We start from the raw sequence: 25,071 nt of genomic DNA, 5'->3' as shown, positions 1-25,071 counted from the left end.
CGGCGAAGCACCAGGTGGTGAGCCTGGTAACCAAGGTCTCTGCGTGTAGTCGAGGGTGGGTCCCGAGCCCCCTCACAACACGCTTGGTACGGGTTCCGAAACGACTCACCGATCTAGGAGAGACCTGTGAGGCTCACCAAGAAGGCCGCCGGCTTCATCGCCGCGGCCGCGCTGTTCACCGTGGTCGTCCCGGCTGCCGCGGCTGAGGCCAGCCCACGCTCGACGTGCTACGGCGGCCGCGTCTGCCTGTACGCCGGTTTCGACTACAACCGGGGCCAGAGCGACCACTGGCGCGACTTCACGGCCGACGACTCCGACCTGGCCGACAACAACTGGCTGAACTGGGACTTCAGCAACACCTGGCACAGCATGGACAACGAGACCAGCTCCGTCAGGAACCGGGTCGGCTGCAGCGCCACCCTCTGGCAGCACGCCGACTACACCGGTGCGCACAGCACCTTCACCCACAACTCCAACGACGGTTACCTGTCGAACAACGCCATCGGCAACAACCGCACCAGCTCGATCGACATCTGGTGCCGCTGAGAAATAACGGGAGTGCCGGTTTCCGGGCTTGGCCGCCGGAAACCGGCTGTCGCGGCCTCCTCGCGGGCGCGCTGCTGCTGTCCGTCGCGGCCTGCGCCGCCGGCGAGCCCGTACGCGAGCGGCCCCCGGCGGCCGTGACCTCGGTGTCGCAGCTCGTGTTGCCGTTCGACGCCTACAAGCCGACTCCCGAGCAGCGGGCCGTCCTGGGCAATGCCCACAACCACCTGGTCGCGCGGTGCATGAGCCGCCGCGGCCTCACCGTCACCCCACCCGCGGAGGACGCCGCCGAGCTGGCGGCGATCGACCCGGGCAACTCCCGCCGCTACGGCGTCGTGGACACCTCGGCCGCCCAGCGGTACGGCTACCACCTGGCCAGGCCCCCGTCCCCGGACACCACCGGCTCCTGGGTCAACAAGCTGCCCAAGCACACTCGCCACCGCCTGTACGGCACCGCCGCCGACCGCGGCTGCCTCGACCGCGCCTCCGCCGAGCTGGAGGGCGGCACCCGCCAGGCGGACTGGCCCTGGCTGGGCCTGCAGGACTCGCTCACCCTGGAACAGGCCGCCAAGCACGGCGGCGTGGCCGCGGCGACCAGGCGCTGGCAGTCGTGCATGACCCAGGCGGGACACCCCTACCCCGACCCGGAGTCGGCCATCGCCGACTCCCGCTGGAACCTGGAGAAGCCGGACGTGAGCGAGGAGGAGAAGCTGACGGCCGTCGCCGACACGACCTGCAAGTGGGCCTCGGGCCTGGTCGCCGCCTGGTTCTCGGCCGACGCCGAGCTTCAGCGCGCGGTCATCCGGGACAACCGGGAACGCTTCGACGCGCTCGCGGCCAGCCTGCGGCAGCGGCTGGAGCGCGCCTCACGCCTGCTGTCCGAGCACGAAGGCCGCCAGGTCGGCTGACTGGCGCAGCCTGCTGGGCTCGTGCGCGTACATCATGTGGCCGGCCTCGTAGTACTTGAACTCGACGTTGGCGGCCAGCTCGGCGGGCACGGGCAGGTGAGCGAAGGCGTGCTCGGCCGCGTAGTACGGCGTGGCGCCGTCGTGGTAGCCGCAGGCCACGTGCACGCGCAGGTGCGGGTTGGTGCGCATGGCGGCGCCGAGCCGGTCGGTCACGCTGACGTGCGCGCCCTCGAACTCCTTGAACGACCACGGGTACACCCGCTCGGTGAGCACCTCGTAGGGCAGGTCGTTGGCGTAGCCCAGCTCGGTCCGCACGTAGTGGTTGAGCGCGGCGCTGTAGGGGCCCATGATGGCGTTCGAGCTGGGGTCGGCGGCGAAGTGCTCGCGCCCGCCGTCGGGGTCCCAGCCGGTGAAGCGGCCGTCGAGCCTGCCGACGGTCAGCCGGCGGTCGCGCAGCAGTTCGGTGAAGAAGCGGATGTGCTCGATGCGCAGGTTGACGCGGTCGACGTAGTCCTCGGACAGGCCGGACAGCGCGGCGACCCTGGAGACCGCGGCGGCGCGCTCGCCGGCGGTGAGGCGGTTGCCGCGGGCCAGGGCCCACGGGTAGTCCCGGGAGGCGTACTCCTCGGCCTCGCGCAGCACGTCGGCCAGCGGGCGGTCGCCGTGCAGCCCGTGATAGTGCGCGATGGCGGCATAGGTCGGGAGATAGAGGGCGTAGGCCAGGTCGTTGCCCTCGTTGAACTCCCCGGTCGCGTAGTCGAGCACCGAGGAGATCAGCATCACGCCGTTGAGGTACATGCCGTACCGCGACTGCAGGTGGTCGGCCAGCCCGGCCGCCCTGACCGTGCCGTACGACTCGCCGGCCAGGAACTTCGGCGACATCCACCGCGCGTTCCTGGTCGTCCACAGCCGGATCACCTCGCCGACCAGCTCCAGGTCGCCGCGGAACCCGTGGTACGGCTCGGCCTTCTCGCCCTCGGCCGCCCGCGAGTAGCCGGTGGACATCGGGTCGATGACGACCAGGTCGCTCACCTTGAGCAGGGTCTCGTCGTTGTCGGCCAGCGCGTACGGCGGCGGCAGCAGCGCGCCCGCGTCCCCCATCACGACCCGGCGCGGGCCGAGGATGCCGAGGTGCAGCCACACGCTCGACGACCCCGGCCCGCCGTTGAAGGCGAACGTGACCGGCCTGGTCAGCGGGTCGGCGTCGTCGAGGGTGTAGGAGGTGAGGAACACCTCGGCCTTCGGGCGGTGGCCGTCGAACGTGCCGTCCGTGAACACCTCCTCGCGCACCACCATGGTTCCGGTGGTGGCGGTGTACCCCTGACCGGTCGGCAGGGTGTGCCGGGTGGTGACGAGGTTGTCGGCGGGCTTCTTTGTCTGTACTTCGTCGGACATAGCGGCCAATTATGGGGCAACGTCCACCGAGATCGCGGGGTCGGCGAAGCGCTCGTTCGGGACGGTGGCGTACCAGCCGGGACGCCCCGGGTCGCGGTCGTAGGGATAGCCGCCGGTCTCCCGGTAGAACTCGGCGTAGCGGGCCACGCGATCGGGGTCGAGACGCACCCCGAGCCCCGGCCCGGAGGGCACGGCGATGGCGCCGTCCGCGTACGGCAGCCTGCCGCCCTCGATCACGTCGTCGCGCAGCTGGTGGTAGTGGGCGTCGGCGGCGTAGGTGAGGTTCGGCAGCACCGCGCCGAGGTGCAGCATGGTCGCGAGCTGGATGCCGAGCTCGCCCGAGGAGTGCACGGCCACCCCGACCTGGAACGTGTCGCACACCCCCGCCGCCTTCACGCACGGCCGGACCCCGCCCCAGAACGTCGTGTCCAGCAGCACCACGTCGGCGGACCTGCGCAGCACGTTGGAGGCGAGCTGCTCGAAGTTGACGACCACCGTGTTGGTGGCGAGGGGCACCCTGACCTGCTCCCGGACGGCCCTGAGCCCCTCCATCCCCCAGACGGGGTCCTCCAGGTAGTCGTTGTTCAGCCCCTCGATGGCCCGGCCGAACCGCAGCCCCTCGGCCACCGACAGGACGGCGTTGGGGTCGTACCTGAGCCGGTCGTCCGGGAACGCCTCGGCCAGGGCCCGGTAGCACTCCAGCTCGTAGTCCGGCGGGAAGACGCCGCCCTTGAGCTTGTGCACGGTGAACCCGTGCGCCTGCTTGAGCCGGGCGGCGTGCTCGACGAGCTGGCCGGGGGTGCGGATCTCCGGATGGCCGTCGGCGGCGTACCGGAAGAACAGGTAGGAGGCGAACGGGACCGTGTCCCGCAGCCGCCCGCCCAGCAGGTCGTGGACGGGCACGCCCAGGTGCTGCCCGACGAGGTCGAGGCAGGCGAACTCGACGGCGGCCAGGAGCTGGGTGCGGTTGTTGTAGAGCGAGGCGGTCGGATTGGCGATCTTGAAGCGCAGCGCCTCCAGCTCGAACGGGTTGTGCCCCTTCAGGTACGGGACAAGCGCCCGGAAGGCCGACTCCGCGCTCTCCCCACCGCCGCCCATCTCCCCCAGGCCGACCAGCCCGTTGTCGGCCTCGACCTCGACGATCGTGCGCACGAACCGGCCCCAGTGGGCGCCGTTGCTGTGCCGCAGCGGCGCCTCCAGCGGGACGGCGACCGTCGTGGCCCGGATGTCAACGATCTTCACGCGCGCTTCCCTCCGACGACGGCGACCCCGCAGGCGGGCAGCCGGACCTCGACCGGATCCCGTCCAGGGACCGTGACCGTCGCCGTCACCGGCTCGGCGGCCAGCGACTGCAACCGGACCACCTGCTCGCCGTCCACCCGGCCGATCGAGGTGATCAGCACGTCGGGGTGGTCCACCGAGGCGTAGGTCTCGGTCGCCCCGGGACCGCCGGTGATCAGCGCGCCGACGAACGGCTCGGTCAGCCCCGAGGCCGCCGCCGCCCCCAGCCTGCTGCCCTTGACGCCGGCCGCCGAGGTGACGGCGTACCGGAAGGTGGTCTCGCCCTGCTGCTGGGCCGGGAAGTTGGTGTCCCAGATGTTGTTGAGCGCCCAGGAGTAGACCGTGCCGTCCTCCTGGTCGAGCGTGGGCGGGAACGGCGCGTACGGCATGTGGATGGTGCCGAGCTGCACCAGCGGCGCTTCCAGGGTGGCCCAGGCGACGGTCAGCTCGGGGTCCTCGAAGGCGATCCAGTGCCTGATCGGCAACATGTACTCGGCCGAGCCGGGCACGCGCGGCACGCCGGGGCCGCCGACCCCGCCGGTCAGCTCCCAGGCCGTGGCCGGGCCGGTCGCGAACGGGAACGCCAGGAACACCGCCTCCTTGGCCGGGGTGCCCTGCTTGGCGAGCTGGTAGGTCAGGTCGAGCCTGGGGACGCCCCGGTGCAGCTCGATCGTGGTGCGCAGCCAGTCGACGCCCTTGCCGTGGAGCTCGACGACCAGCTTCTCGCCGACCGCCGTGCGCACGGCCCTGACGATCGTCGCGTTGCGGGCGACGGCCCGGTCGCCGAGGAGCGTCCTGTCGTGCGCCCCGACGTGGCCCGACAGGTGGTTGAAGTGCGGGGCGGTGGCGTAGCGGTCGTAGACGTACTGGCCGAAGCCGGCGGCTGCGTCGCCGTTGACCAGCTCGCGGCCGGCGGACTTGTCGAAGATCGAGCTGATGTGGCCCTCGCGGACGTCGTAGGCGACCCGGTAGAACTCGTTCTCGATCACGCCGTCCAGATCCGGCTCGACCGGCTCGGGGGCCTGGCCCGGCCCGCGGACGACGTCCAGCCGCGCGTAGCCGAAGCCGGGGACGTCCGGCACGACCGCGTGCACGTGCCGGCCGATCGGGCGGGTCGGCCAGTCGTCGGGGTCGACGTACTCCTCGTGGTGCGGCACGGTCTCGCCGGTCCGGGCGTCGACCAGCGCGATCGGCACGTCCACGGCCACCACGTCGCGCGGCAGGAACGCGCGCACCACGTCGGTGCGCGCCCTGGTGCCGGGGTTGAACACGGCGAAGGCGGCCAGAGCGCCTTCCGCGTCCGGCAGGGCGGTGTCTTCCCCGTCCGGGGAGGAGAGGGCGGCGGCGAAGCGGCGGGTGGCGGCGTGCAGCAGGTCGGAGGCGTCGTCCTGGGCCTGGTAGGCGCCCGACGACTTGCGGGTCCACTGCAGGCCGCCGGAGTCGCCCGCCTCCTCGGCGTCCTCCCACGGGTTGGCCGCGCCCCAGGTGTGCTCGTTGAACAGGGCGACCTTGTCGTAGGCCGCGTCGATCTCGTCCGTGGCGTCCGTGCCGGCGATCGTGTGCAGGGTCTCGGCGACGCGCAGGGCCGACTGGGCGCGGCGCACGTAGCCGAGCGGGCGGGCGCCCGAGCCGAGCCCGTCGGCCCACCAGTCGGTCCAGTCGCCCTCGTGCACGGCCAGGCGGTCGTGGTAGCGCTCCTCGACGTGCTCGAAGAAGTCGCTGTTGACCGCCGAGCGCAGGCGCGGCCATGCCCACGTCTCGTTCCACCGGCGGGCGATGGAGGCGGGCACGATCGACGGCCCGGCGTTGTCGGCGTGCGCGCCCTGCACCCGCAGGTGCAGCACGTCCAGCTCGTACGGCTCGCGCGGCGCGTCCGGCCCCTGCCACCCGAACGTCCCCGGCCCGTACGGGTAGCCCCGCGTGGCCAGCGCCGACAGGTAGCGCGGCAGCAGGTCGTCGGCCAGCTCGTAGGAGTCGGTCAGCCCGACCGTGTTGCCCTCCATGTACGCCATCCCGTGCGGCGTGTCGGTGAACCACACGAGCAGCTCGTTCCCGCTCGGCGCCCGCCACCGGAACGGCCTGGTCAGCTTGTCGCCGCCGTGCAGGTACGGCACCGACCGCCCGGCCCAGTTGTGCGCGGCGGCCAGGTAGCGCACGCCTGAGGCGTTGAGCGCGTCCACCAGGCCGACGACCGCGCCCGGCACGTCGGTGTGCATGGCGGACCTGGTGGCGAAGCCGTACCGGTCCTGGAGCTGGGTGGTGAAGCGGAGCTGGCGGTAGAGCTCCTCGGTCGAGCACGCCTCGGTGTGCAGCTGGAACGGCAGCGCGGTCACCTCGATCACGCCCGCCCTGGCCAGCGCGGCGAACGACTCGACCTGCCCGGCCGGCCGGGCGTCGAGCCATTTGAGCGCGGGCATCGACGACTCGACCGTCCAGCGGAACTTGGCGTCGTCCGGCCAGGAGGCGGTCTCCTCGGCCAGCCGCACGGCCGCGTCGAGGTAGTCGAGGTGGTGGCGGAGCACCGTGCCCTGGGGGTCGGTGTAGCCGATGTCCAGGTGCGAGTGGTGCACGACGAACACGCTCCACTTGCGCTGCGGGGTGACCGTGACCTGCGCGCTGCCGACCACGCCGGCGTCGTCGCGGCACTCCAGGGTGAGCGTGCGCGGCGCGTCCACCTCGGGCACCAGCAGCGTCACGTCCGTGCCGGAGGCGCTGTCGACGCCCACCAGCACGTGGGTCAGGGGTTGCGTGCTCGACACCCTGACCGCCTGGCGGCCGTCGTGCGTGAACAGCGGCAGCACCGCGACCCGCACCTCCAGCCCACGCGCGCTGATCACCGGGGTCGAGGTGTCGTTGCGCAGCGCCTGCCTGATCCCGTCGTAGTCGGGGCTACCCAGGCTCCGCTGCAGCAACCGGCTCGTCATCTAAACACTCCCTAGGGACAGGCCCCGTGCGAAGAGGCGCTGGGTGGCCAGGAACAGCACGACCGTCGGCAGCGAGACCACCAGGCCCGCCGCCAGGCCGACGGGGACCGGGGTGCCGGCGTAGACGTCGGTCATCAGCCCGGCCAGGGCGGTCATGACCGGCCGTACGCTCTCGGTCTGGGTCAGCGTCAGGCCGAAGATGAGGTCGTTCCAGATGAAGGTGAACTCCAGGATGAACACCGCCGTCAGCGCGCTGAGCGAGATCGGCAGGTAGATGCGCCAGAAGATGCGCCACGTGGACGCGCCGTCCATGCGGGCCGCCTCGAAGATCGAGAACGCGACCCCCGTGTAGAAGTTGCGCAGCACGAACGCGGCCAGCGGCACGTTGATGGCGGTGTAGATCAGGATCATGCCGAGCCTGCTGTCGTACAGGCCGGCGTCGCTGTAGCCGACGAACAGCGGCACGAGCAGCATCTGCGACGGGAACACGGTGCCGCCGAAGATCAGCAGGAACCACCAGAACCCGTGGCGCAGCCGCAGCACCACGATCGTGTAGCCGGCCAGCGCCCCGATCACCACGCCGAGCAGCGGCGAGACGACCGCGTAGAGCGCGGTGCTGGCCAGGCTGCCGGTCAGGTCGGCGCTGTCCAGGGCGCGGCCGAAGTTGTCCAGCAGCGCGAAGTCGCCGGACGGCGCCCACGCGCTGCCCGGGTCGTACGAGGCCGCCGGCCTGGAGGCGTTGACGACGAGCAGGTAGGTCGGGCCGAGCCAGATCAGCCCGAGCACGATGAGCACGATGCGCCGGATCATCGCACCTGCCTCCTCAGGTAGAGGTAGGAGGCCAGCCCGGTGATCACGGTGAGCAGCACCGCGACCGCCGAGCCGTAGCCGTAGTCACTGGCCACGAACGTGTCGCGGTACATGGTCACCGCCAGCGTCTCGGAGTTGCGTCCCGGGCCGCCCTGTGTCAGCACCCACACGATGTCGAACGTCTTCAGGCTCGCCACCAGGGCCAGCCCGACCACGACCGCGGTCAGCGGGCGCATCAGCGGCCAGATCACGTGCCGGAACAGCCGCCAGCCGGAGGCGCCGTCCAGGCGGGCGGCCTCGATGGGCTCCTTGGGGATGGACTGCAGGCCCACGACGAACAGCAGCGTGTTCACGCCGAGCTGCTGCCAGGTCCACACCAGCAGCATGGCCAGCGTGTTGTCCGGCGCGACCTGGAGGAACGCGGTGTCCACGCCGAGCAGCCGGTTGGCGATGCCGTCGTGGGACAACACCGGGCTCCACACCATGGCCAGGCCCGCGCCGCTCAGCGCGTACGGCAACATGAACGGCACCCGGTACCAGGCGCCGCCCTTGATGTCGTAGGACAGCACCGCGACCAGCAGGCCGAGCCCGACCGGCAGCACCATCGTGCCGGCCACCCAGATGAGCGTGTTGCGGGTCGAGGTGAGCAGCGCGGGGTCGTCCAGCAGCTTGACGAAGTTGTGCACGCCGACCCACGCCGGGGGCTCCAGGCCGTCGTAGCGGGTGAGGCTCAGGTAGGCCGTCCACAGGAACGGCGCGTAGAGCAGCCCCGCGACCAGCACGGCCGCGGGCGCCACGTAACCGTGCCTGAACCGGCCCAGCATCGGGGTCCGGGCGCTCATCACTGATGCGTGGCCCAGTACTCGTCGGCGGCCTTCTGGATGCTGTCCAGCACTTCCTTGTACGTGCCGGGCTCGGTGACGAACTTGCCGAAGCCGTCGAGAGCGGCGGTCAGCACCGGTGGCGGCGTGGCCTCGAAGTAGCGGTTGACCAGGCGGTACTTGCCGCCGCCCGCGTCCTTGGTGACCGCGCCGAGCGCTTCGTCGGCGATCTCGACCTTCGGGTTGGCGCTCACGTCGCCCCTGGTGGTGGCCCACTTCTTCTGGGCGTCGGCGGTGGTCCACCACTTGAGGTACTTCATGCTGGAGTCGGGGTCGGCGCCCTTGGCGAGCGAGCACAGCGGCCCGCTCTCGAAGATCATCGAGGTCTTCGGCAGCGCGGGGTTCACGTTGGGGATGACGAAGAATCCGTAGTCGGTGCCGGACTTCAGGTCGCGCTGGGTCATGCTGGTGCTGAACCAGGTGCCGAAGGAGACCATCGCCGCCTTGCCGGTCTTCATGACGTCCCCGGGGTCGGTCTTGTCACCCGGGTTCATGAAATATCCGGCGTCGATGAGCGACTTCCACTTCTCCATCACCTGCACCACACCCGGGTCGGTGTACTTGGCCTGGCCCGTGGACAGCCGGTCGTACAGGTCGGGGTCGGAGCCGGCCAGGAGCTGCTCGAACCAGACGAAGGAGAACAGCACGCTGGTGTGATAGAAGGCCTTGACGCCGTTCTTCTTCAGGGTCTCGGCGGCCTGGACCAGCTCGTCCCACGTCTGCGGGGGCTTCAGGCCGTACTTGTCGAAGATCTTCTTGTTGTAGAACATGCCCCAGTAGGCGACGTTCATCGGCACGCAGTACTGCTTGCCGCCGATGGTGTAGTACGGGGCGAGGTCCTGCGACAGGTCGCCCGCCTTGATCGCCTCCTGCCAGACGGCCGTCGTGTCGGCCACCTGCTTCTGCTTGACGATCTCCGCCAGCATCCCCCCGGTCTGCCAGGTGAACAGGTCGGGCTTCACGTCCGTGCGGAACGACGCCTTGATGAAGGCCTGGTACTGGGCGGAGTCGGTGTATCCCGTCGGCTTCATGCCCAGGCCGATCTGCTGCTTGGACAGCGCGCCCATCTCGTCGAAGTATTTCGTCCAGGCGCCCTTGTCGTTGTAGAGCGTCAGTTCGGTCTTCTTCTTCGGCGCCTCGGCGCTGTTGCCGCCGCAGGCGGTCAGGACCAGCGCCGCCACGCCGAGCGTGGCCACACGTGACCGGAACATGGCCGGCCTCCTTGCTCTTTCGGGGGGACTTGCTCTATCTGGGTGGCAACCTCTGTTCGACGACGGTCCGGACGTCGACCAGATGGGCCCGCATGCGCGCCTGCGCCTCGGCGGCGTCACGCGCTTCGATGGCCTCCAGGATGGCCAGGTGCTCCTCGTAGTCGCGGCGCCGGTCGTCGAAGATCTGCAGGATCTCCCGCTGCTCCGGCCCGTGGACGGTGAGCAGCGAGTCGACGACCTCGTGCAGCACGCTGTTGCCCGCCATCCGCGCGGTCGCCCGGTGGAAGGACATGTTGGCCTCGTGCAGCTCGGCGTCCTCGCCGCGCAGGTGCCGGCCGGCCTGGTCGAGCACCCGCTTGAGCGCGGCCAGCTCCGCGCCCTCGGCGTGCTCGGCGGCCATGGCGGCCAGCGGCGGCTCGATCACGATCCGCGCGCCGAGCAGTTCGAGGAGCTGGGCGGCGTGCATCTCGCGCATGTTGGGGTTGGGCAGCACGAGCCGCTCGATGTCGGCGCCGACGTAGATGCCCGAGCCGTGCCGCAGCTCGATGGCTCCGGTGGCCTCCAGCCTGCGCAGCGCTTCGCGCAGCGTCGGGGTGGTGACGGCGAAACGCTGGGAGAGCTCCCTGGTGGAGGGCAGCCTGTCGCCCGGCCGGTGCCCTCCACTACGGATGAGCTCCAGCATGCGCTCGGTCAGAGCGTCGGAAAGCGTCGGCCGCGCAACCTCGGACATATCAAGTGATCTAATCACTTAATCCGACGCACGTCTACGCCGACCGGGGATCTTCCCCCATTAGCGCTTGAGCAGGTCCTTCATCAGGTCGATCTGCGCCTTGCGGGACGCCTGCACCTGCCCCGCCCACTCCTTGACCGCCGGGTCCGCGCCGGAGGCGACCTCGGCGTCCGCCATCTTGATGGCGTCGCCCTGGTGCGCGATCAGCAGGGTCATCAGGTCGTGCTCGAAGGACTTCGACTTCTTCAGCGCCCTGATCTGCTTGCGGTCGGTCTCCGGCATGCCGCCGTGATGGTCATGGGCGCCGGAGGCGGCGGTGAGCGGCTGCTCCCAGGCGTACAGCCAGCGCAGCATCATCTCGACCTCGTCCTGCTGCGTGCTGGCCACGGCGGCCACCAGGATCCGGAGCTGGTCATTGGTGGCCCGTTGACTGCCGAGCTTGGCGATCTCGATGCCCTGACGGTGGTGCTGCACCATCATCTGCACGAACATCACGTCCTGGGCGTTCACCGGAGGAGCCTGGGCCCCGGCCGCGCCGCAGGCGGTGGCCAGCAGGAGGCACAGAGCCGCCAGGACGAGCTTCAGGGCGCCGGATCGGGGGGTAGCGGCCACTCTGCGCGCCTTCCATTTAAAAAGGAAACCTTCCTAAGAGTTAGACGATTTCCCCCTGGCGCGCAAGGGCCCCTGTCAAGGCGGCGAACCGCCGGCGCGGCGGCCCGGCACGGGGCCGCTCGCCGTCCGGCCCGACCGGCGCGGCGGACCGGCGCCGGGCCGCCCGCCGTCCGCCCGGCCCCTAGGAGGCCGCCTGGCCGAAGACCTCCTTGACCAGCCGCTGCACGACCTCCTGGAACGCCGCCGCCTGGGACATCGCGGCGTCGTCCACGTAGGTCACCGAGGCGGTCAGGGTCCTGCGGCCGTCGGGCGTGCTGTACATCAGCGCCGCCGAGCCCGAGATGCCGCCGTTGTGCGTGATGAGGGTGCCGGTGTCGGGGTCCGCGTCCTGCACGAACACTCCCAGGCCGTAGCCGACCTTGGGATGCGCGGCGCGCATCTCGTCCAGCAGCGAGGACGGCAGGAGCCGGCCGCCCATCAGCCCGGAGATGAACGTGTGCAGGTCGCGGGTGGTCGAGATCATGTCGCCGCCGGTGGAGATCCAGGAGGGGTTCTGACGGGTGACGTCGACCGTCCTTTCCTGGCCGTCCTCCTCGTAGCGGTAGTAGGCGTGGGCGTGCGGCCCGGCGATCTCCGTGTCGGTGTCCGGCACGACGGTGTCCGGCAGCCCGAGCGGGTCCAGGACGCGCAGCCGCATCTCCTCGGCCAGCGGGCGGCCGGTGACCTTCTCGATCAGCAGCCTGGCCAGGACGTAGTTGGTGTTGGAGTAGCTCCAGTCCGCCCCCGGCTCGAAGCGGGCAGGCTTGGACAGCGCGAGCCGTACCAGCTCCTGCGGCTGGTAGGTCTTGAAGCGGTTCTCCACCCACTCCTTGCCCGACCAGACGATCCCCGGCACGACGGTGCCGTCCTCGTAGTACTCGCCGGTGAAGTTGAACACGCCGCTGGTGTGCTGGAGCAACATCCGTACGGTGATCCGCCGGTCCAGCCCGAACTCGGGCAGGTGGTCGTCCACGACATCGTCCAGGCCGAGCACGCCGTCGGCCACCAGGCTCAGGACCAGGGCCGCGGTGAAGGTCTTGGTGACGCTGCCGACCCGGAACCGCCCGTCCGCCGGCGGCTCGGCGAGGCCGCCCAGCTCGCGCACCCCGGCGGTGCCGACCCACTCGCCCCGCTCGTCGTTCACCCGCATCTGCACGCCGACGAAACCGGCGTCCACGATCTCCTGGAGGATCTTCTGCAGCTCCGGGCGCTCGGCCATGTTGTCCACGGAAACGCTGTCGTTCGTCATGATTCGTACGCCTTTCAGAGCCTTCGGGCCGATTCCCCGAACCGGTGATGGTTCAACCATCCCCGGCCGCGCTGACACGGGACCGTCGCCGTCCTGACGCGCCCGCTGACGCGGCGTCTCCCGTACGGCTACCGGTGGCTCCGGTGCACGGTCTCCGGCCCCACCACCCGCAGCAGCTCCAGCGCCTCGAACGTCTTCGACCCGGGCGGCGGCGTGAAGATCAGCAGCCGCTGGTCCTCGGCCGGGGCCAGCAGCACCTCGTAGTCGAACTCCATCGCGCCGATGGCCGGATGCCGGACCCGCATGCGGCTGCCCCGGCGTACCGCGACCTCGTGCCGTTCCCACAACGAGACGAACTCCGGGCTGGCCCGATGCAGGCGCTCGACCAGGGCGCGGGCCGGCTCGTCGTTGCCCCGGCGGACCACCGCCGCGCGCAGGTCGGCCACGTGCACGCGGGAGCGCTCGGCGTGCTCCTCCTCCGGGTATGCCTCGCGCCTGAACGGGTCGGTGAACCAGCGCCACACGATGTTGCGATCGGGCTCCTCGACCGTGCAGCTGCACCCGAACAGGGACTCGGCCATGGCGTTCTGCGCCAGCACGTCACCCAGGTCGCTGAGCACCTGCGCGGGCGTGCCGACGAGGCGGTCGAGCAGGTAGAGCAGGCTCGGCTTGACGTGCTCGCCCGCGCGCGGCCCGGCCGGCGGCCGGTGCCCGGCCAGCAGGTAGAGGTGGTCGCGTTCGTCGCTGGTCAGCCGCAGCGCCCGCGCCAGCGCGCCCAGCAGCTGGGTGGACGGCTGCGGGCTGCGCGCCTGCTCCAACCGCATCAGGTAGTCCGCCGACATGCCCGCGAGCTGCGCCACCTCCTCCCTCCTCAGCCCCGGCGTACGGCGACGCGGCCCCGACGGCAGCCCCACCTCGCCGGGCAGCAGCCGCTCCCGCGAGCGGCGTAGGAAGTCAGCAAGCTCTGCACGATCCATGAGCCCATCCTGCAATACCGCGAAATATCGCAGTCCAGGACTGTCTGTCCTAGGGAATCCGGTCCGCTCCTCATCCGCGACGCCGGCTGGCACGGTGGCGCCCATGACCCGACACCTGACCGTCTCCGGGACCCGCGTCGCCTACCGCACCGTCGGCGACGGCCCCGGCCTGGTGCTCCTGCACGGCACCGGCCCGGGCTCGTCGACCTGGGACGGCGTCGCCGAGCGCTTCGCCGACCGCAACACCGTGATCCTGCCCGACCTCGGCGGCAGCGACCTCGTCGAGGACGACGGCGCCCCCCTGACCGTCGAGGGCCTGACCGAGCAGCTCGCGGCCGTCATCGAGGACTCCGGCAAGGCCCCCGTGGACCTGCTCGGGTTCTCCTTGGGCGCGGTGGTCGCCCTGTCCCTCGCCGCCACCCGCCCCGAACTCGTCCGCCGCCTGATCCCGGTCTCCGGCTGGGCCCACACCGAGGACGCCTACCTGCGCACCGCCCTGCAGACCTGGCTCGGCCTGGCCGGCACCCCGGACGCCTTCGCCCGTTTCTCCATGCTGACCGCCTTCAGCCGCCGCTACCTCAACTCCCTCGGCCCCGAGGACCTGGAGAGCCGGGCGACGTACTTCCGGCCGCACCCCAACCGCCTGCGCCAGATCGACCTCGGCCGCCGCGTCGACCTCCGCCCCCTGCTGCCCGGCATCACGGCCCCCACGCTGGTCGTCGGCGCCGCCCGCGACGGCCTGATCCCGGTGGAGAACTCCCGCGAGCTCCACGCCGCCATCCCCGGCAGCTCCTACCTCGAACTCGACGCCGGCCACGTCTCCAGCGTCGAACGCCCCGACGACTTCGTCACCCTCGTCCGGGACTTCACCACCTGACCTCTGCCCCCGTCACCAGTCCGGCGTCCGGCGTCCTGCGTCCGGCACAAGGACGGCGGGGGCCGGTCCGCTCACCGCGGACCAGCCCCCGCCACCGACCCGCCGGCTCAGACCAGAGTGTCCTTGATCTTGATCTGACCCCCGTCGATCACGAACCTCTGGTTGTTGTTGCCGCTCTGACACTCCCACTGGTAGATCCGGACCCCGTTACCGCGGTCGTTGGTGACGTCCACACACATCGGCCGCGACGTCCCCAGAGTGTCCTTGATCTTGATCTGACCCCCGTCGATCACGAACTTCTGATTGTTGTTGCCGCTCTGACACTCCCACTGGTAGATCCGGACCCCGTTGCCACGGTCGTTGGTGACGTCCACACACATCGGCCGCGACGTCCCCAGAGTGTCCTTGATCTTGATCTGACCCGCGTCGATCACGAACTTCTGATTGTTGTTGCCGCTCTGACACTCCCACTGGTAGATCCGGACCCCGTTGCCACGGTCGTTGGTGACGTCGATGCACATCGGGTTCGGAGCGGAAGCCGCGGCGGGCAGAACGAGACCCGCACTGACGGTGACGACGAGGACGGCTCCAGACAGAAGGCGACGAACCAGCATGAGTGTCCCTCCGGGGGTGCGTTGAACAGGGCTCATGCACCATGTCGCAACTCAGGGTGTTCGATCAATCACCTTCTGTTTACAGTCCCCTTCCCTCCTCCCGGCACACACAGTGACCCCACCCGCGCACACCGGCCACTACGCCCGCTCCCGCCCGGCACTCTCCGTAGCCCGGGAGGACGGCAGTCGCCTGCGTTGCGCCAATTCGGAGATCGAGCCGCGATTCGCCCGCGCCAGGACCGCGAGGGCACGCAGGATCTCAGGCCGCTCATCCGGCCGCGTGCCGCGGAGCGCGACGATCGCCACAACCGTCATCGCCACGGCGGGAATCGCGAGCGCGACAACGGCCGCGATCACGAACACCGACACCTGCATGACCCGCACTCCTCCGCCTGCTCGGGTCGAGCAAGCGGGGGCTCAGCTCGACCAGTGGCACACTGGCAAGCCGAGTTCCCCTCACCTGGCGGGTCTCAGATGGGATTTCGTCATCCCATTCGGTTGTCTCAAGGAACGCCGTTCGATCATGACCGCCCGGACGACGGTGGGCGCGTTCCATCTCCCGAGGTCTCCCCCGCCCGCTCAGGCGGACCGACGGCCCCGGGAGTACAGACAGGGCTTCCAGGGCTTCCCTGTGTGTACTGTGCCGTGATGACGAGGCCGCCGCGAAGGGGTACTCCCCGCGCTCACAGAGTGCATCGGCACCGCGGCCCCGTCAACCGGCCGGCACCCCGTGCGCCGAGGCGGTCAGTTCGGCCGGCCGCTGTACGCCCACGCAAAAGGCCCTCCTGGACGAACCGGGAGGGCCTTCGAACTGGAGCCGCCTTGGGGATTCGAACCCCAGACCCCTTCATTACGAGTGAAGTGCTCTGGCCGACTGAGCTAAGGCGGCGTGCCTGTACGGCTTGGAAGAGTCTACAGGAGATCTAAGGGTTCTTGCTCCTCCCGATCACCGGATGCCCGGACAGATCGCACCGTCCTTCGGCGGCACCCCCTCCACGAGATACCGGTCCACGGCGTCGTCCACACACGAAGAGCCGTTCCCGTACGCGGTGTGCCCGTCGCCGTCGTAGGTCAGCAGCACGCCGGACCGCAGCTCACCCGCCAGCGCCCGAGCCCACCCGTACGGCGTCGCCGGGTCCCGTTTCGTGCCGACGACCAGGATCGGAGGAGCCCCGGCGGCGGTCAGGCGGTGCGGCGAGAAGGTGGGCCGAGCCGGCCAGAACGCACACGGCAGGGACGACCACACGATGTACGCCCCGAACCGGGGCGCCTTCCTGGACGCCTGCGCCGCATCCTCCGCGAACGCCGCGGCCGTCGCCGGATACGGGCCGTCGACGCAGTTCACCGCCAGATTGGCCGCCAGCTGGTTGGAGTAGGTGCCGTCGTCCTGCCTGCCGGCGAGCTGGTCGGCGTTGCGCAGCAGGAGTGAGCCGTCGCCGTTCAGCGCCCGGCGTAGCGCCTCGGTGAGTTCCGGCCAGGAGGCACGGTCGTAGAGCGGCGTCAGCGCGCCGAGGGTGGCCAGCGCCTCGGTGACCCGCCGGCCGCCGCCTTCCAGGGGCCGGGTGTCCGCGCGGCGGATCAGGGCCCCGACCTCGTCCGTCGCCTCTTCGGCCGGCCGGCCGGCGAACGGGCAGTCGCGGTCGCCCAGGCAGTCCTCGACGTACGCGCGCAGCGCCTCCTCGAACCCCACGGCCTGCTCGGTGTTGACCAGCATCCGCGAGTCGGCCGGGTCGAGGGCGCCGTCCAGCGCGAGCGCGCGCACCTTGCCGGGGAACAGGTCGGCATAGACGGCCCCGAGAAAGGTCCCGTACGACTTTCCGAGATAGGTCAGCTTCTGGTCGCCCAGGGATTGGCGCAGCAGGTCCAGGTCGCGGGCCACGTCCATGGTGCCCAGGTGGGGCAGGAGCCGGCCCGAGTGCTTCCGGCAGCCGTCCGCGAACCGCCGCGCCGCAGCCTCCAGCGCACCTCGCTCCTCAAGGGTGTCGGGGGTGGTGTCCATGGCGACGAACGCGTCGAGAGCCTCGTCGTCGAGACACTCGACCGGCGCCGACCGGCCGACCCCGCGCGGATCGAACCCGACGACGTCGAACCGCTCCCGCACCTTCTCGCCCACCACCAGCCGGGCGGCCCTGGCGTACTCGACCCCGGACGCCCCCGGCCCACCCGGGTTCAGCACCAGCGAGCCGATCCGGTCGCCCGTCGCGGGCAGCCGGACGACCGCCAGCTCAAGCCGCTCACCGTCGGGACGGTCGTGGTCGAGCGGCACCCGCAACGTCCCGCACTCGAAGCCGTCCCCACAGTCGGACCAGCCGAGCCCCCGCACCACCCGCTCCTCCGGACGGCCACACCCACCGGCGAGAAGCACCACCGGCACCACGCCCCCCGCCACGACGCGGCGCAGCCACCGCGCGACCCACCAGCGCGCGACCCACCAGCGCGACACGCCCGGCACGGACAGCAGAGCGGGGGCTCCCCACGAGCGGTGTTCACGCACCGCACCAGGAAACCACCCCCTGGATGCCCTCCGGCGAATCGCCGGGCCGAGGCGCGCGCTCGTCACCCTGGATGACTTCCTGCGATACCAGGAGTTAGCCTGAAAAGGCTGCTCCGTCCCCCCGGTGACGGTCGCTAAGTCGACACGTCCGGAGGCAGTCGTCCGGTATGTCCGGCGAACAACGGAGGCATCGATGAACGGCTACCCGCAGATCGCGGACCACGGCATGATCGGAGACCTGCAGACCGCCGCGCTCGTCTCCAGCGACGGCACCATCGACTGGTGGTGCACGCCCCGGTTCGACTCCCCGAGCCTCTTCGCGTCCATCCTCGACAGCGAGCGCGGAGGCCACTGCCGGCTGGCCGCCGACCTGGAGGGCAGCGACGAGGCGGCCGTGCGGCAGCTCTACCTGCCCGACACCGCCGTCCTCGTCACCCGGTTCATGGCCTCCGGCGGCGTCGGCGAGGTCGCCGACTTCATGGAGCCGAACACCTCCAGCACCCCTTCCGGCCGGCACCGCCTGGTGCGGTTCGTCCGGGTGGTCCGCGGGAGCCTGCCCTTCGTCTTCGCCTGCCGTCCCCGCTTCGACTACGGGCGGGCACCGCACACCCTCGCGCTCGGCGACGCCGGATCGGCGGTCTTCCAGGGCCCCGACACGAACCTCCACCTGCAGGCCGCCGGCCCTGTCGCCCTGCGCCCGGACGGTGAGGACATCGTCGCGGACTTCACCCTCCAGGCCGGCCAGACGGCGGCGATCGTCCTGACCAGCTGCAGCGGCGACGACCAGGCCGTGCCGCCCGTGACCGCCGACGGGATCCGCGACAGCTTCGAGGCCTGCCGCGCCTTCTGGCACGGTTGGCTGCGCGCGTCCCGGTACCGGGGTCGCTGGCGTGACATGGTGAACCGGTCGGCGATCACTCTCAAACTCCTCACGTACGCGCCCACCGGCGCCCCGATCGCCGCCGCCACGATGGGGCTGCCGGAGCAGATCGGCGGCGAACGCAACTGGGACTACCGCTACACCTGGGTCCGCGACGCCTCCCTGTCCGTCCGGGCCCTGATCGGCCTCGGCTTCGTCGAGGAGGCCCAGGCGTTCCGTACGTGGCTGCATGAACGGCTCCTCGCCGGCCGCGCCTCCGGTGAGCCGCTGCAGATCATGTACCGGATCGACGGGGATCCCCATCTGACCGAGGAAGTGCTCGACCACCTGGAGGGATACCGGCACTCCCGGCCGGTACGGGCCGGAAACGCCGCCTCCGATCAGCTCCAGCTCGACATCTACGGTGAAGTCGCCGACGCCCTGGCCCAGGCCCAGGAGATCGGCGGCATCCGCGGCTGGCGGTCCTTCGCCGAGCTGCTCGACTGGCTGGCCGACACCTGGGACCGTCCCGACGAGGGCATCTGGGAGACCCGTGGCGGGCGTCAGGAGTTCACCTACAGCCGGCTGATGACCTGGGTCGCCTTCGATCGCGGCATCCGGATGGCCACCACCCACTCGCGTCCGGCTGACCTCGTGCGCTGGATGAGTGTCCGGGACGCCGTCTTCAACCAGATCATGGACCGCGGCTGGAGCCCTGACCGGCAGGCCTTCGTCCAGCACTACAGCACCGACGTGCTGGACGCCTCGCTGCTGCTCATGCCCCGGGTCGGGTTCATCTCCCCCCGCGACCCGGCCTGGCTGAGCACCCTGGACGCCATCGACCAGGAGCTGGTCAGCGACAGCCTCGTCTACCGCTACGACCCCGCCGCCTCCCCCGACGGCCTGCGCGGGTCGGAGGGGACGTTCAACCTGTGCAGCTTCCTCTACGTCGAGGCCCTGGCCCGCGCCGGACGGCTGCAGCAGGCCCGTTACGCCTTCGACAAGATGCTCACCTACGCCAACCACGTCGGCCTGTTCGCCGAGGAGATCGGCCCGTCAGGCGCGCAGCTCGGCAACTTCCCGCAGGCGTTCACCCATCTGGCGCTCATCGCCGCGGCCGTCGCCCTCGACGAACAACTCGACCGTGCCGAACCGGGCGCCTGGTAGACCGCGCACAGCGTCACGGCGTCACGGCGTCACCTTGGGATCGGCGTCACCGGGGGTCGGCGGGGAGCCGGATCGCGGCGGCCAGGCCCACCAGGGCGAAGATCGCAAGAGCGATCATGGCGAGGGCATAGGACCGGTTCCCTTCGGCCAGCCCGGAGATGAGGATCGTGCCGGCGATCGCCGTGCCGAACGACGAGCCGAGATTGGACACGCTGCGCGACAATCCGGAGATCTCGCCCTGCTGTTCCTCGGGAAAACTGGACTGCACGACGTTGACCGACGGCGTGAGCATCACGCCCACGCCCAGCCCGATCAGCAACAGCCCCGGCACGAAGGCAACGACCCGCGACGACGCTTCCACCAGGGCGAGCAGGACGACGATCCCGGCCACGGTCATGGCGAAACCCGCCGAGATCAGGTTCTTCTGGGCGTGCTTCTTGGTGAGCCGCTCCGCCGCCAAGGAGCTCACCAGGATCCCCGCGGTCGCCGCGGTGAAGACGACACCCGTCTGGATGGCGTTGTACCCGCGGACCTTCTGCAGGAAGACCGCGACCACGAAGGACGTCCCCATGAGCACCAGCCACTGCATGTTCTGGGTGACGAGGCCGAGATCGGACGTACGGTTCCGGAACAGGCGCGTCGTGAGCAACGGCTCCTTCCCGGCGCGTTCTCGGGCCCGGATGTGCAGGAAGAACCAGATCAGGAAGCCCACTCCGACGACGAGGAACGCCGTCATCAGCAGGGCGTTCTTGCCGGCCTGGAGGATCCCGAACACCACGAAGAACATGCCGACGGCCGACAGGACCGCGCCGGCGGTGTCGAAGGGCCGGGTCGGATCCGGCGGCACCGGGTCGGCGATCCGGCGGCTGAGAAAGACGATCACCGTGACCACCACCGCCTGGAAGACGAACGCGGCACGCCAGGTGATCGCCGTCGCGATGAAACCGCCGATCAGCGGGCCCGCGGCCGCGCCGACACCGCCCAGTCCGCTGATCAGGCCGAAGGCGCGGGCCCGCGACCGCAGATCGTCGAAGGCCATCGTCGCGAGAATGTAGACGGGCGGGATCAGCAACGCGGTCCCCACCCCTTCGAGAACCGAGTTGCCGAGGATCAGCACCGCGAGGCTGGGCGAGAACGCGCTGGTCAGAGCGCCGATCCCGTACAGGGTGAGGCCCGCCAGGAAACACTTCTTGCGTCCCCAGCGATCAGTCAGCTTGCTGCATGGGATCATCAGCACGGCCATGATCAACAGGAAGAGCGTGATCGTGCTCTGCACGCCCTTCACCGTGGTGTTCAGGTCCCGGCCGATGTCGTTGATCATCACGTTCATGTTCGAGCCGGCGAAGCTGCAGATGAACTGGGCGAGGGCCAGCGGGGTCAGCGGGCTCTTCGCGAAGGCGGCCGAGCTCCCGGGGGCTGCGGGGCCGGTCACGGTCCACCCCGCCGTCGCGCTCGCCGAGCTCGATCGGTGGCGACGGGGGCGGCGCCTTCGCCCCGCCGTCGCGCTCGCTGAGCCTGATCGGTGGCGAGGAGCGCGGCGCCTTCGCCGTACGAACCGGCGCCGGCCCCTTCAAGGACGGGATCGCTGCGGCACATCATCCACCTGCGCATGACCACCTCGATGTGAATCCGGCATGATGCTCGCCACCTCCGTGGTGCCCGCCTCCGTGGCGGCCGATTCCATGGCGGCCGGCTCCATGGCGGCCGTCGCCACGGATGACCGGCCGCCTCTGCGGTCGGAGCGGCCGTCCCGGCGGGCGTCCGGTCAATGGTGGAACGCGGCCTTCAGCACCACGATCACCAGCCCGAGCAGCAGATTGATCACGCTCGTGACCAGCACCATGCGAGAGGAGGCGCCGATCCCCACGGCCGCCGCGGCCGACCAGCCGACCTGCCCGGCCACCGCGACCCCGAGGGCCAGCCAGGCGGTGCCCTGCGGTTCGAGGCCCAGCAACGGCCCGACGGCCACGGCGACGGCCGGCGGAACGGCCGCCGTGACGATCGGCCACTCCTCGGCGCAGGCCCGGCGGATGTCAGCCACGCTCATGCTCTGGAAGACCGCACGGGCGCCGAACAGGCGGGCGTGGACATGAGCGGCCCAGAACACCGCGCTGGTCCCCAGCAGCAGGATGATCATCTCCAGACGCGGGAACCTGCCGAGCGACGCGGCACCCGCCACCACGGAGGCGGCGAGCAGTGATCCGTAGACCGCACCGGTGTAGTCCCTGTGGGCGCCTTCGGCCGGCGACCGATGACCGTCGGCCGGATCGGGCACCTTCCCCATGACGACCTCTCTTGCTGATGACCGACCACCTCTGGACAAAGGGTGCTCAACTCTCACCCTCGCGACGAAGCGAACGCGCCGCGCTCACGCGGCGAGGCGAGGCATGGCATGGCATGGCAGGGCGAGGTGGGGCGAGTGCACCGCGGATCCGTGGCGGCGTGCGGCGCTCCGTTCACCGGGCGCCGATCCCCTCCATCATCTCGCGCAGTTGCGCCTCCTCCTCACGATTGAGCGAGGTCTGGATGACATGCCCGCCGTACGACTGGATCTCCGGGATGACCTTGTCCGGCGTACTCCGCACAACCAGGACGAACAGCGCGGCGGTGCCGGGTTCCAGCTTGCCGGCGATTTCCCTCATGAACTCGTCGTTGACGCCGGCGTCGGTCATCGCTGCGGCGGCCGCTCCGGTGGCGGCGCCCATCGCCATGCCGAAGAGCGGCACGAAGAACAACATCCCGATCAGGCCACCCCACAGCGCTCCGCCGGCCGCACCCATACCCGTCGTACCGCTGGTCTGGTGGAGCTTGATCGTCCCGTCGGCCCGGCGTTCGACGATGGCCACGTCCTCCATCGTGATCAGGTTCTGCCGTTGCAGGTCGGTGAGGCGGTCACGTACGGCGATGGCGGTGGAGAGGTCGGGATAGGAGATCGCGATGAGGTTGCTCATTGGGCTTGTTCCTCCTGATCGGTTGCATCGACGAGCAGCTGCGGACGCCCCGGAAAGCAGTGCGGGCCGCCGCCGGGAACAGGTCCGTGACCGGCTCTCCGGGCGGACAGCCCCACATGACCCGGGACTCCCAGCGGAAGATCCGCAAAGGCCGCATCACGGCATATATGACGGCATCGCCCTGTCAAGCCGCCGTCCATGCTTCTGATCCCCTGTTCCCGATCGGGCGGCCACCGCGAGAAGGCAAAGATTTCCCTCCGGCAAATCTGTGCATTTTTCGGAAATAACCCTCAGTGCGCCCAGACAGCACCCGGGCAGGCAAATCGAAGCAGGGACTTTCCATGCACAACGTCGAGGATGAGCAGCCCCGGCGGCGGGGACCATCCACTTCGCCTACCTTCGGCAAGGCGTGATGGAGGGACGTGGACCGCCATGGGATGTCTGTTCGCGATCTTCGCGGGCCTCTTTCCGCGACTTGCCGTTTTCATCATCTGGGTGGCGCGGCCCGCTCTGGTCAGCGCCGCCTTCCACACGTGGATCTGGCCTCTCCTCGGGCTGATCTTCCTGCCGTTCACCACGTTGATGTACGTGATCCTGTACGTGCCCGGCGTCGGCCTGAGAGGCGCGGACTGGTTCTGGATCGCCGTATCGGTCGCGCTGGACCTCTTCCACTGGATCGGCACCGCGACCCAACGTCGCCAGATCCCCGGCTATCCCCGCGGCTGACCGGCCACCGCCCGTACCGCCGCACGTGACACCGGCCGGAGGGCCCGGGGCGTCTCCGCTCGGCAGCCCTGTCGGAACGATCGTCGATCCGCTCCGGTCCACGTCACTTCGACGGCGGCGAGCCGGGGCCGTCCTTCGAGGGCGTTCCTCCGCCTCCGCCCTTCGGCGGTGCCGATTCGGCGGCCATGGCCTCCCGCAGCTCCTGACGGGTGGCGAACGTGTCGATCAGCGACAGCAGCATGGCCACGATGGGGATGGCCAGCAGCGCGCCCATCGCGCCGAACAGCGACGCCCCCGCGATCACGGCGGCGAAGGACACCCCGGGATGGATGTCCACCGCCCGCGAGCTGATCTTCGGCTCCAGCGTCAGGTTCTCCACCTGCTGGTACAGGACGCCCCACGCCAGCGCGGCCAGACCGACCCAGGGACGTGACGAGACCAGTCCCACCACCACCGGCAGGGCGATGGAGATGTAGGTGCCGATGGTGGGCACGAGCTGGGCGACCAGCCCCGTCCACGCACCGAGCGCCAGCCAGGAGGGCATGTCCAGCAGCCGGAACACCAGGGCCGACGCCGTGCCGTTGATGGCGGCCAGGATGAGCCGGGAGGAGACGTACCCACCGGTCTTGATCGTGGAGACGTCCCAGACGCTGATGAAGACCTGCTGGAGCCGGCCGGGCAGCAACTGCGCGAGCCACCGCCGCAGCCTCGGCCCGTCGGCCGAGAAGTAGAACGTCAGCAGCGCCAGGGTGAACAGGTTGAACAGCGTTCCGGTCACCGTGCCCAGCAGCCCCAGCACCCCGCCGAGCGCACCCTGCGCGTACTCGGCCGCCTGCTGCGGGGTGAGTTTGATGGATTTGAGAATGTCGGAGATCTCATAACGAGTGCCGAGACGGGCGTTGACCCACTCGACGACGCCCGCGATGACGTCGGGCAGAGCCTTCAGCAGCACCGCGACCTGCTGCACGAACATGCTGCCGAACAGGACCATGAAGATCACGAATGCCAGGATGAACAACGTCATCACCAGCAGCGTCGCTCTGCCTCGGCGCATGTGCCGCGACATGCGCCGCACGGCGGGCTCCATGGCCAGAGAGAGGAACCAGGCCATCACCAGCATGGCGATCAGCGCACCCGCGTCTGTGATCACGAACCGGACGAAGAACGCCACCGCGACGACGGCCGCCATGGCAAGCCCGGCGCGCCAGACGTTGGCAGGTGAGAGCATCACCTGCACTGCGGGCACGCCGTCGCTCGACTGCACCGGCTTCTTCATGACTCTCCAGAGATCTAGATCCCACCTCCGATGACCACGGCGAACGACGAGACCGCAGAGGACAACGAGTCCGGCCCCCACCCCGGGCGCACGGCCCTCAGCCTCCTTAGCCTGCGGCCGAATGCGTCATACATGGAAGTGACGCACCCAACGTACGACGACCAGCCGCTCCAGCCCCGCATCTCCCACCCGACCGGCTTGTCCCCCACCCCACCCCAGCCCCCTGCTGAACGGCACCACCCAGGCCGTACCGAGCCAGGCCGAGCCAAGGCAGGGCACCGGGCCGGGCCAGGCCGGGCCAGGCCGGGCCGACGCGAGACGAGGCCAGGCCGACGCGAGACGAGGCAGGGGCGACGCGAGACGAGGCAGGGGCGACGCGAGGCTAGGCCGGGGCGCGGGCGGGACAAGGCCGGAGGCGCGGGCGGGGCGGATGGCTGACTCCGGCACTTCGAACGGACTTCGCAAGCTGCCCTCTCAGACAGGCGCCGGAAGGTGGCGCTTCGGGCGCGCTGCTGTGGCGGGTGCCTGAGGTGGACCTGGGATTCTG

Annotated in this window: 22 protein-coding genes and 1 tRNA gene; 5 read left to right on the top strand and 18 right to left on the bottom strand. The window is 70.2% G+C overall.

From position 1 onward, the window contains the following. Window positions 1-126: 126 nt before the first annotated feature. Both ACIBK9_RS05560 and ACIBK9_RS05555 read left to right on the top strand, forming a co-directional pair. On the top strand, window positions 127-546 hold the full coding sequence (locus tag ACIBK9_RS05560) for a peptidase inhibitor family I36 protein (RefSeq protein WP_358291533.1): 420 nt from the start codon (window positions 127-129) through the stop codon (window positions 544-546). After that, window positions 537-1,451 carry a hypothetical protein gene (locus ACIBK9_RS05555; RefSeq protein ID WP_397155404.1) on the top strand — a complete coding sequence of 305 codons (915 nt, stop codon included), beginning with the start codon at window positions 537-539 and terminating at the stop codon, window positions 1,449-1,451. The genes ACIBK9_RS05560 and ACIBK9_RS05555 overlap by 10 nt, the downstream gene beginning before the upstream one ends. Here ACIBK9_RS05555 and ACIBK9_RS05550 read toward each other — a convergent pair. From ACIBK9_RS05550 to ACIBK9_RS05505, 10 genes are all read right to left on the bottom strand, one after another. Then, window positions 1,410-2,846, bottom strand: a complete 1,437-nt coding sequence (locus ACIBK9_RS05550; protein WP_397155402.1) for a S10 family peptidase — start codon at window positions 2,844-2,846, stop codon at window positions 1,410-1,412. The genes ACIBK9_RS05555 and ACIBK9_RS05550 overlap by 42 nt on opposite strands. A 9-nt stretch (window positions 2,847-2,855) precedes the next feature. Beyond that, on the bottom strand, window positions 2,856-4,088 hold the full coding sequence (locus ACIBK9_RS05545) for an enolase C-terminal domain-like protein (protein WP_397155400.1): 1,233 nt from the start codon (window positions 4,086-4,088) through the stop codon (window positions 2,856-2,858). Continuing rightward, a complete protein-coding gene (locus tag ACIBK9_RS05540; protein WP_397155398.1) occupies window positions 4,085-7,051 on the bottom strand; it encodes a glycoside hydrolase family 38 C-terminal domain-containing protein in 2,967 nt (988 codons plus the stop codon). The genes ACIBK9_RS05545 and ACIBK9_RS05540 overlap by 4 nt, the downstream gene beginning before the upstream one ends. Beyond that, window positions 7,052-7,861, bottom strand: coding sequence for a carbohydrate ABC transporter permease (locus tag ACIBK9_RS05535; RefSeq protein ID WP_397155396.1), 810 nt, complete (start codon window positions 7,859-7,861; stop codon window positions 7,052-7,054). Then, complete coding sequence (locus ACIBK9_RS05530) at window positions 7,858-8,703, bottom strand: carbohydrate ABC transporter permease (RefSeq protein ID WP_397155394.1); 846 nt, start codon at window positions 8,701-8,703, stop codon at window positions 7,858-7,860. The genes ACIBK9_RS05535 and ACIBK9_RS05530 overlap by 4 nt, the downstream gene beginning before the upstream one ends. Beyond that, the gene (locus ACIBK9_RS05525) at window positions 8,703-9,953 is read right to left on the bottom strand and encodes an ABC transporter substrate-binding protein (RefSeq protein ID WP_397155392.1); all 1,251 of its coding nucleotides are present in this window, start codon (window positions 9,951-9,953) and stop codon (window positions 8,703-8,705) included. Before ACIBK9_RS05525 ends, ACIBK9_RS05530 begins: the two co-directional genes overlap by 1 nt. A gap of 34 nt (window positions 9,954-9,987) precedes the next feature. Continuing rightward, window positions 9,988-10,683, bottom strand: coding sequence for a FadR/GntR family transcriptional regulator (locus ACIBK9_RS05520; protein ID WP_352318565.1), 696 nt, complete (start codon window positions 10,681-10,683; stop codon window positions 9,988-9,990). A 60-nt stretch (window positions 10,684-10,743) separates the two neighbouring features. Then, window positions 10,744-11,295: a DUF305 domain-containing protein gene (locus tag ACIBK9_RS05515; protein WP_397155389.1), complete on the bottom strand. Its 552-nt coding sequence runs from the start codon at window positions 11,293-11,295 to the stop codon at window positions 10,744-10,746. Window positions 11,296-11,476: 181 nt separating this feature from the next. Beyond that, the gene (locus tag ACIBK9_RS05510) at window positions 11,477-12,583 is read right to left on the bottom strand and encodes a serine hydrolase domain-containing protein (RefSeq protein WP_397155387.1); all 1,107 of its coding nucleotides are present in this window, start codon (window positions 12,581-12,583) and stop codon (window positions 11,477-11,479) included. Window positions 12,584-12,711: 128 nt separating this feature from the next. Continuing rightward, window positions 12,712-13,560, bottom strand: a complete 849-nt coding sequence (locus tag ACIBK9_RS05505; RefSeq protein WP_397155385.1) for a helix-turn-helix transcriptional regulator — start codon at window positions 13,558-13,560, stop codon at window positions 12,712-12,714. 103 nt (window positions 13,561-13,663) lie between these two features. Here ACIBK9_RS05505 and ACIBK9_RS05500 point away from each other — a divergent pair, with 103 nt between their 5' ends. Next, window positions 13,664-14,437: an alpha/beta fold hydrolase gene (locus ACIBK9_RS05500; RefSeq protein WP_397155383.1), complete on the top strand. Its 774-nt coding sequence runs from the start codon at window positions 13,664-13,666 to the stop codon at window positions 14,435-14,437. A gap of 107 nt (window positions 14,438-14,544) precedes the next feature. Here the strand turns inward: ACIBK9_RS05500 and ACIBK9_RS05495 are convergent, their stop codons facing one another. The 4 genes from ACIBK9_RS05495 to ACIBK9_RS05480 all read right to left on the bottom strand — a co-directional run bounded on the left by ACIBK9_RS05495 (window position 14,545) and on the right by ACIBK9_RS05480 (window position 17,545). Then, window positions 14,545-15,051, bottom strand: a complete 507-nt coding sequence (locus ACIBK9_RS05495; RefSeq protein WP_397155381.1) for an RICIN domain-containing protein — start codon at window positions 15,049-15,051, stop codon at window positions 14,545-14,547. A gap of 138 nt (window positions 15,052-15,189) precedes the next feature. After that, window positions 15,190-15,426: a hypothetical protein gene (locus tag ACIBK9_RS05490; protein ID WP_397155379.1), complete on the bottom strand. Its 237-nt coding sequence runs from the start codon at window positions 15,424-15,426 to the stop codon at window positions 15,190-15,192. Between the two features lie 437 nt (window positions 15,427-15,863). Beyond that, window positions 15,864-15,940 (bottom strand) — tRNA-Thr (locus ACIBK9_RS05485). A 57-nt stretch (window positions 15,941-15,997) separates the two neighbouring features. Then, window positions 15,998-17,545, bottom strand: a complete 1,548-nt coding sequence (locus ACIBK9_RS05480; protein ID WP_397155377.1) for an alpha/beta hydrolase — start codon at window positions 17,543-17,545, stop codon at window positions 15,998-16,000. A 193-nt stretch (window positions 17,546-17,738) separates the two neighbouring features. Between ACIBK9_RS05480 and ACIBK9_RS05475 the strand changes: the two genes are divergently transcribed. Then, window positions 17,739-19,571 (top strand): glycoside hydrolase family 15 protein, encoded by a 1,833-nt coding sequence (locus ACIBK9_RS05475; RefSeq protein WP_397155375.1) that lies wholly within the window; start codon window positions 17,739-17,741, stop codon window positions 19,569-19,571. A gap of 46 nt (window positions 19,572-19,617) precedes the next feature. Here the strand turns inward: ACIBK9_RS05475 and ACIBK9_RS05470 are convergent, their stop codons facing one another. The 3 genes from ACIBK9_RS05470 to ACIBK9_RS05460 all read right to left on the bottom strand — a co-directional run bounded on the left by ACIBK9_RS05470 (window position 19,618) and on the right by ACIBK9_RS05460 (window position 22,522). Further along, complete coding sequence (locus tag ACIBK9_RS05470; protein ID WP_397155373.1) at window positions 19,618-21,003, bottom strand: MFS transporter; 1,386 nt, start codon at window positions 21,001-21,003, stop codon at window positions 19,618-19,620. Between the two features lie 333 nt (window positions 21,004-21,336). Beyond that, on the bottom strand, window positions 21,337-21,855 hold the full coding sequence (locus ACIBK9_RS05465; protein WP_364332741.1) for a hypothetical protein: 519 nt from the start codon (window positions 21,853-21,855) through the stop codon (window positions 21,337-21,339). 172 nt (window positions 21,856-22,027) lie between these two features. Then, on the bottom strand, window positions 22,028-22,522 hold the full coding sequence (locus ACIBK9_RS05460; RefSeq protein WP_397155370.1) for a DUF1269 domain-containing protein: 495 nt from the start codon (window positions 22,520-22,522) through the stop codon (window positions 22,028-22,030). A gap of 432 nt (window positions 22,523-22,954) precedes the next feature. Between ACIBK9_RS05460 and ACIBK9_RS05455 the strand changes: the two genes are divergently transcribed. Next, complete coding sequence (locus ACIBK9_RS05455; RefSeq protein ID WP_352358484.1) at window positions 22,955-23,248, top strand: hypothetical protein; 294 nt, start codon at window positions 22,955-22,957, stop codon at window positions 23,246-23,248. A 103-nt stretch (window positions 23,249-23,351) separates the two neighbouring features. Here the strand turns inward: ACIBK9_RS05455 and ACIBK9_RS05450 are convergent, their stop codons facing one another. Beyond that, the gene (locus ACIBK9_RS05450; protein ID WP_397155368.1) at window positions 23,352-24,524 is read right to left on the bottom strand and encodes an AI-2E family transporter; all 1,173 of its coding nucleotides are present in this window, start codon (window positions 24,522-24,524) and stop codon (window positions 23,352-23,354) included. Between the last annotated feature and the right edge of the window lie 547 nt (window positions 24,525-25,071).

The sequence above is a fragment of the Nonomuraea sp. NPDC050227 genome (assembly GCF_044459705.1).
Lineage (GTDB): Bacteria > Actinomycetota > Actinomycetes > Streptosporangiales > Streptosporangiaceae > Nonomuraea.
This window is presented reverse-complemented; position numbering and strand designations above follow the sequence as displayed.

Excerpts from the sequence above, each read along its gene's own strand:
- ACIBK9_RS05550 (WP_397155402.1), bottom strand. The coding sequence starts at position 2,846 with ATGTCCGACGAAGTACAGACAAAGAAGCCCGCCGACAACCTCGTCACC.
- ACIBK9_RS05540 (WP_397155398.1), bottom strand. The coding sequence starts at position 7,051 with ATGACGAGCCGGTTGCTGCAGCGGAGCCTGGGTAGCCCCGACTACGAC.
- ACIBK9_RS05535 (WP_397155396.1), bottom strand. The coding sequence starts at position 7,861 with ATGATCCGGCGCATCGTGCTCATCGTGCTCGGGCTGATCTGGCTCGGC.
- ACIBK9_RS05530 (WP_397155394.1), bottom strand. The coding sequence starts at position 8,703 with ATGAGCGCCCGGACCCCGATGCTGGGCCGGTTCAGGCACGGTTACGTG.
- ACIBK9_RS05525 (WP_397155392.1), bottom strand. The coding sequence starts at position 9,953 with ATGTTCCGGTCACGTGTGGCCACGCTCGGCGTGGCGGCGCTGGTCCTG.
- ACIBK9_RS05520 (WP_352318565.1), bottom strand. The coding sequence starts at position 10,683 with ATGTCCGAGGTTGCGCGGCCGACGCTTTCCGACGCTCTGACCGAGCGC.
- ACIBK9_RS05510 (WP_397155387.1), bottom strand. The coding sequence starts at position 12,583 with ATGACGAACGACAGCGTTTCCGTGGACAACATGGCCGAGCGCCCGGAG.
- ACIBK9_RS05505 (WP_397155385.1), bottom strand. The coding sequence starts at position 13,560 with ATGGATCGTGCAGAGCTTGCTGACTTCCTACGCCGCTCGCGGGAGCGG.
- ACIBK9_RS05500 (WP_397155383.1), top strand. The coding sequence starts at position 13,664 with ATGACCCGACACCTGACCGTCTCCGGGACCCGCGTCGCCTACCGCACC.
- ACIBK9_RS05495 (WP_397155381.1), bottom strand. The coding sequence starts at position 15,051 with ATGCTGGTTCGTCGCCTTCTGTCTGGAGCCGTCCTCGTCGTCACCGTC.
- ACIBK9_RS05490 (WP_397155379.1), bottom strand. The coding sequence starts at position 15,426 with ATGCAGGTGTCGGTGTTCGTGATCGCGGCCGTTGTCGCGCTCGCGATT.
- ACIBK9_RS05475 (WP_397155375.1), top strand. The coding sequence starts at position 17,739 with ATGAACGGCTACCCGCAGATCGCGGACCACGGCATGATCGGAGACCTG.
- ACIBK9_RS05465 (WP_364332741.1), bottom strand. The coding sequence starts at position 21,855 with ATGGGGAAGGTGCCCGATCCGGCCGACGGTCATCGGTCGCCGGCCGAA.
- ACIBK9_RS05460 (WP_397155370.1), bottom strand. The coding sequence starts at position 22,522 with ATGAGCAACCTCATCGCGATCTCCTATCCCGACCTCTCCACCGCCATC.
- ACIBK9_RS05455 (WP_352358484.1), top strand. The coding sequence starts at position 22,955 with ATGGGATGTCTGTTCGCGATCTTCGCGGGCCTCTTTCCGCGACTTGCC.
- ACIBK9_RS05450 (WP_397155368.1), bottom strand. The coding sequence starts at position 24,524 with ATGAAGAAGCCGGTGCAGTCGAGCGACGGCGTGCCCGCAGTGCAGGTG.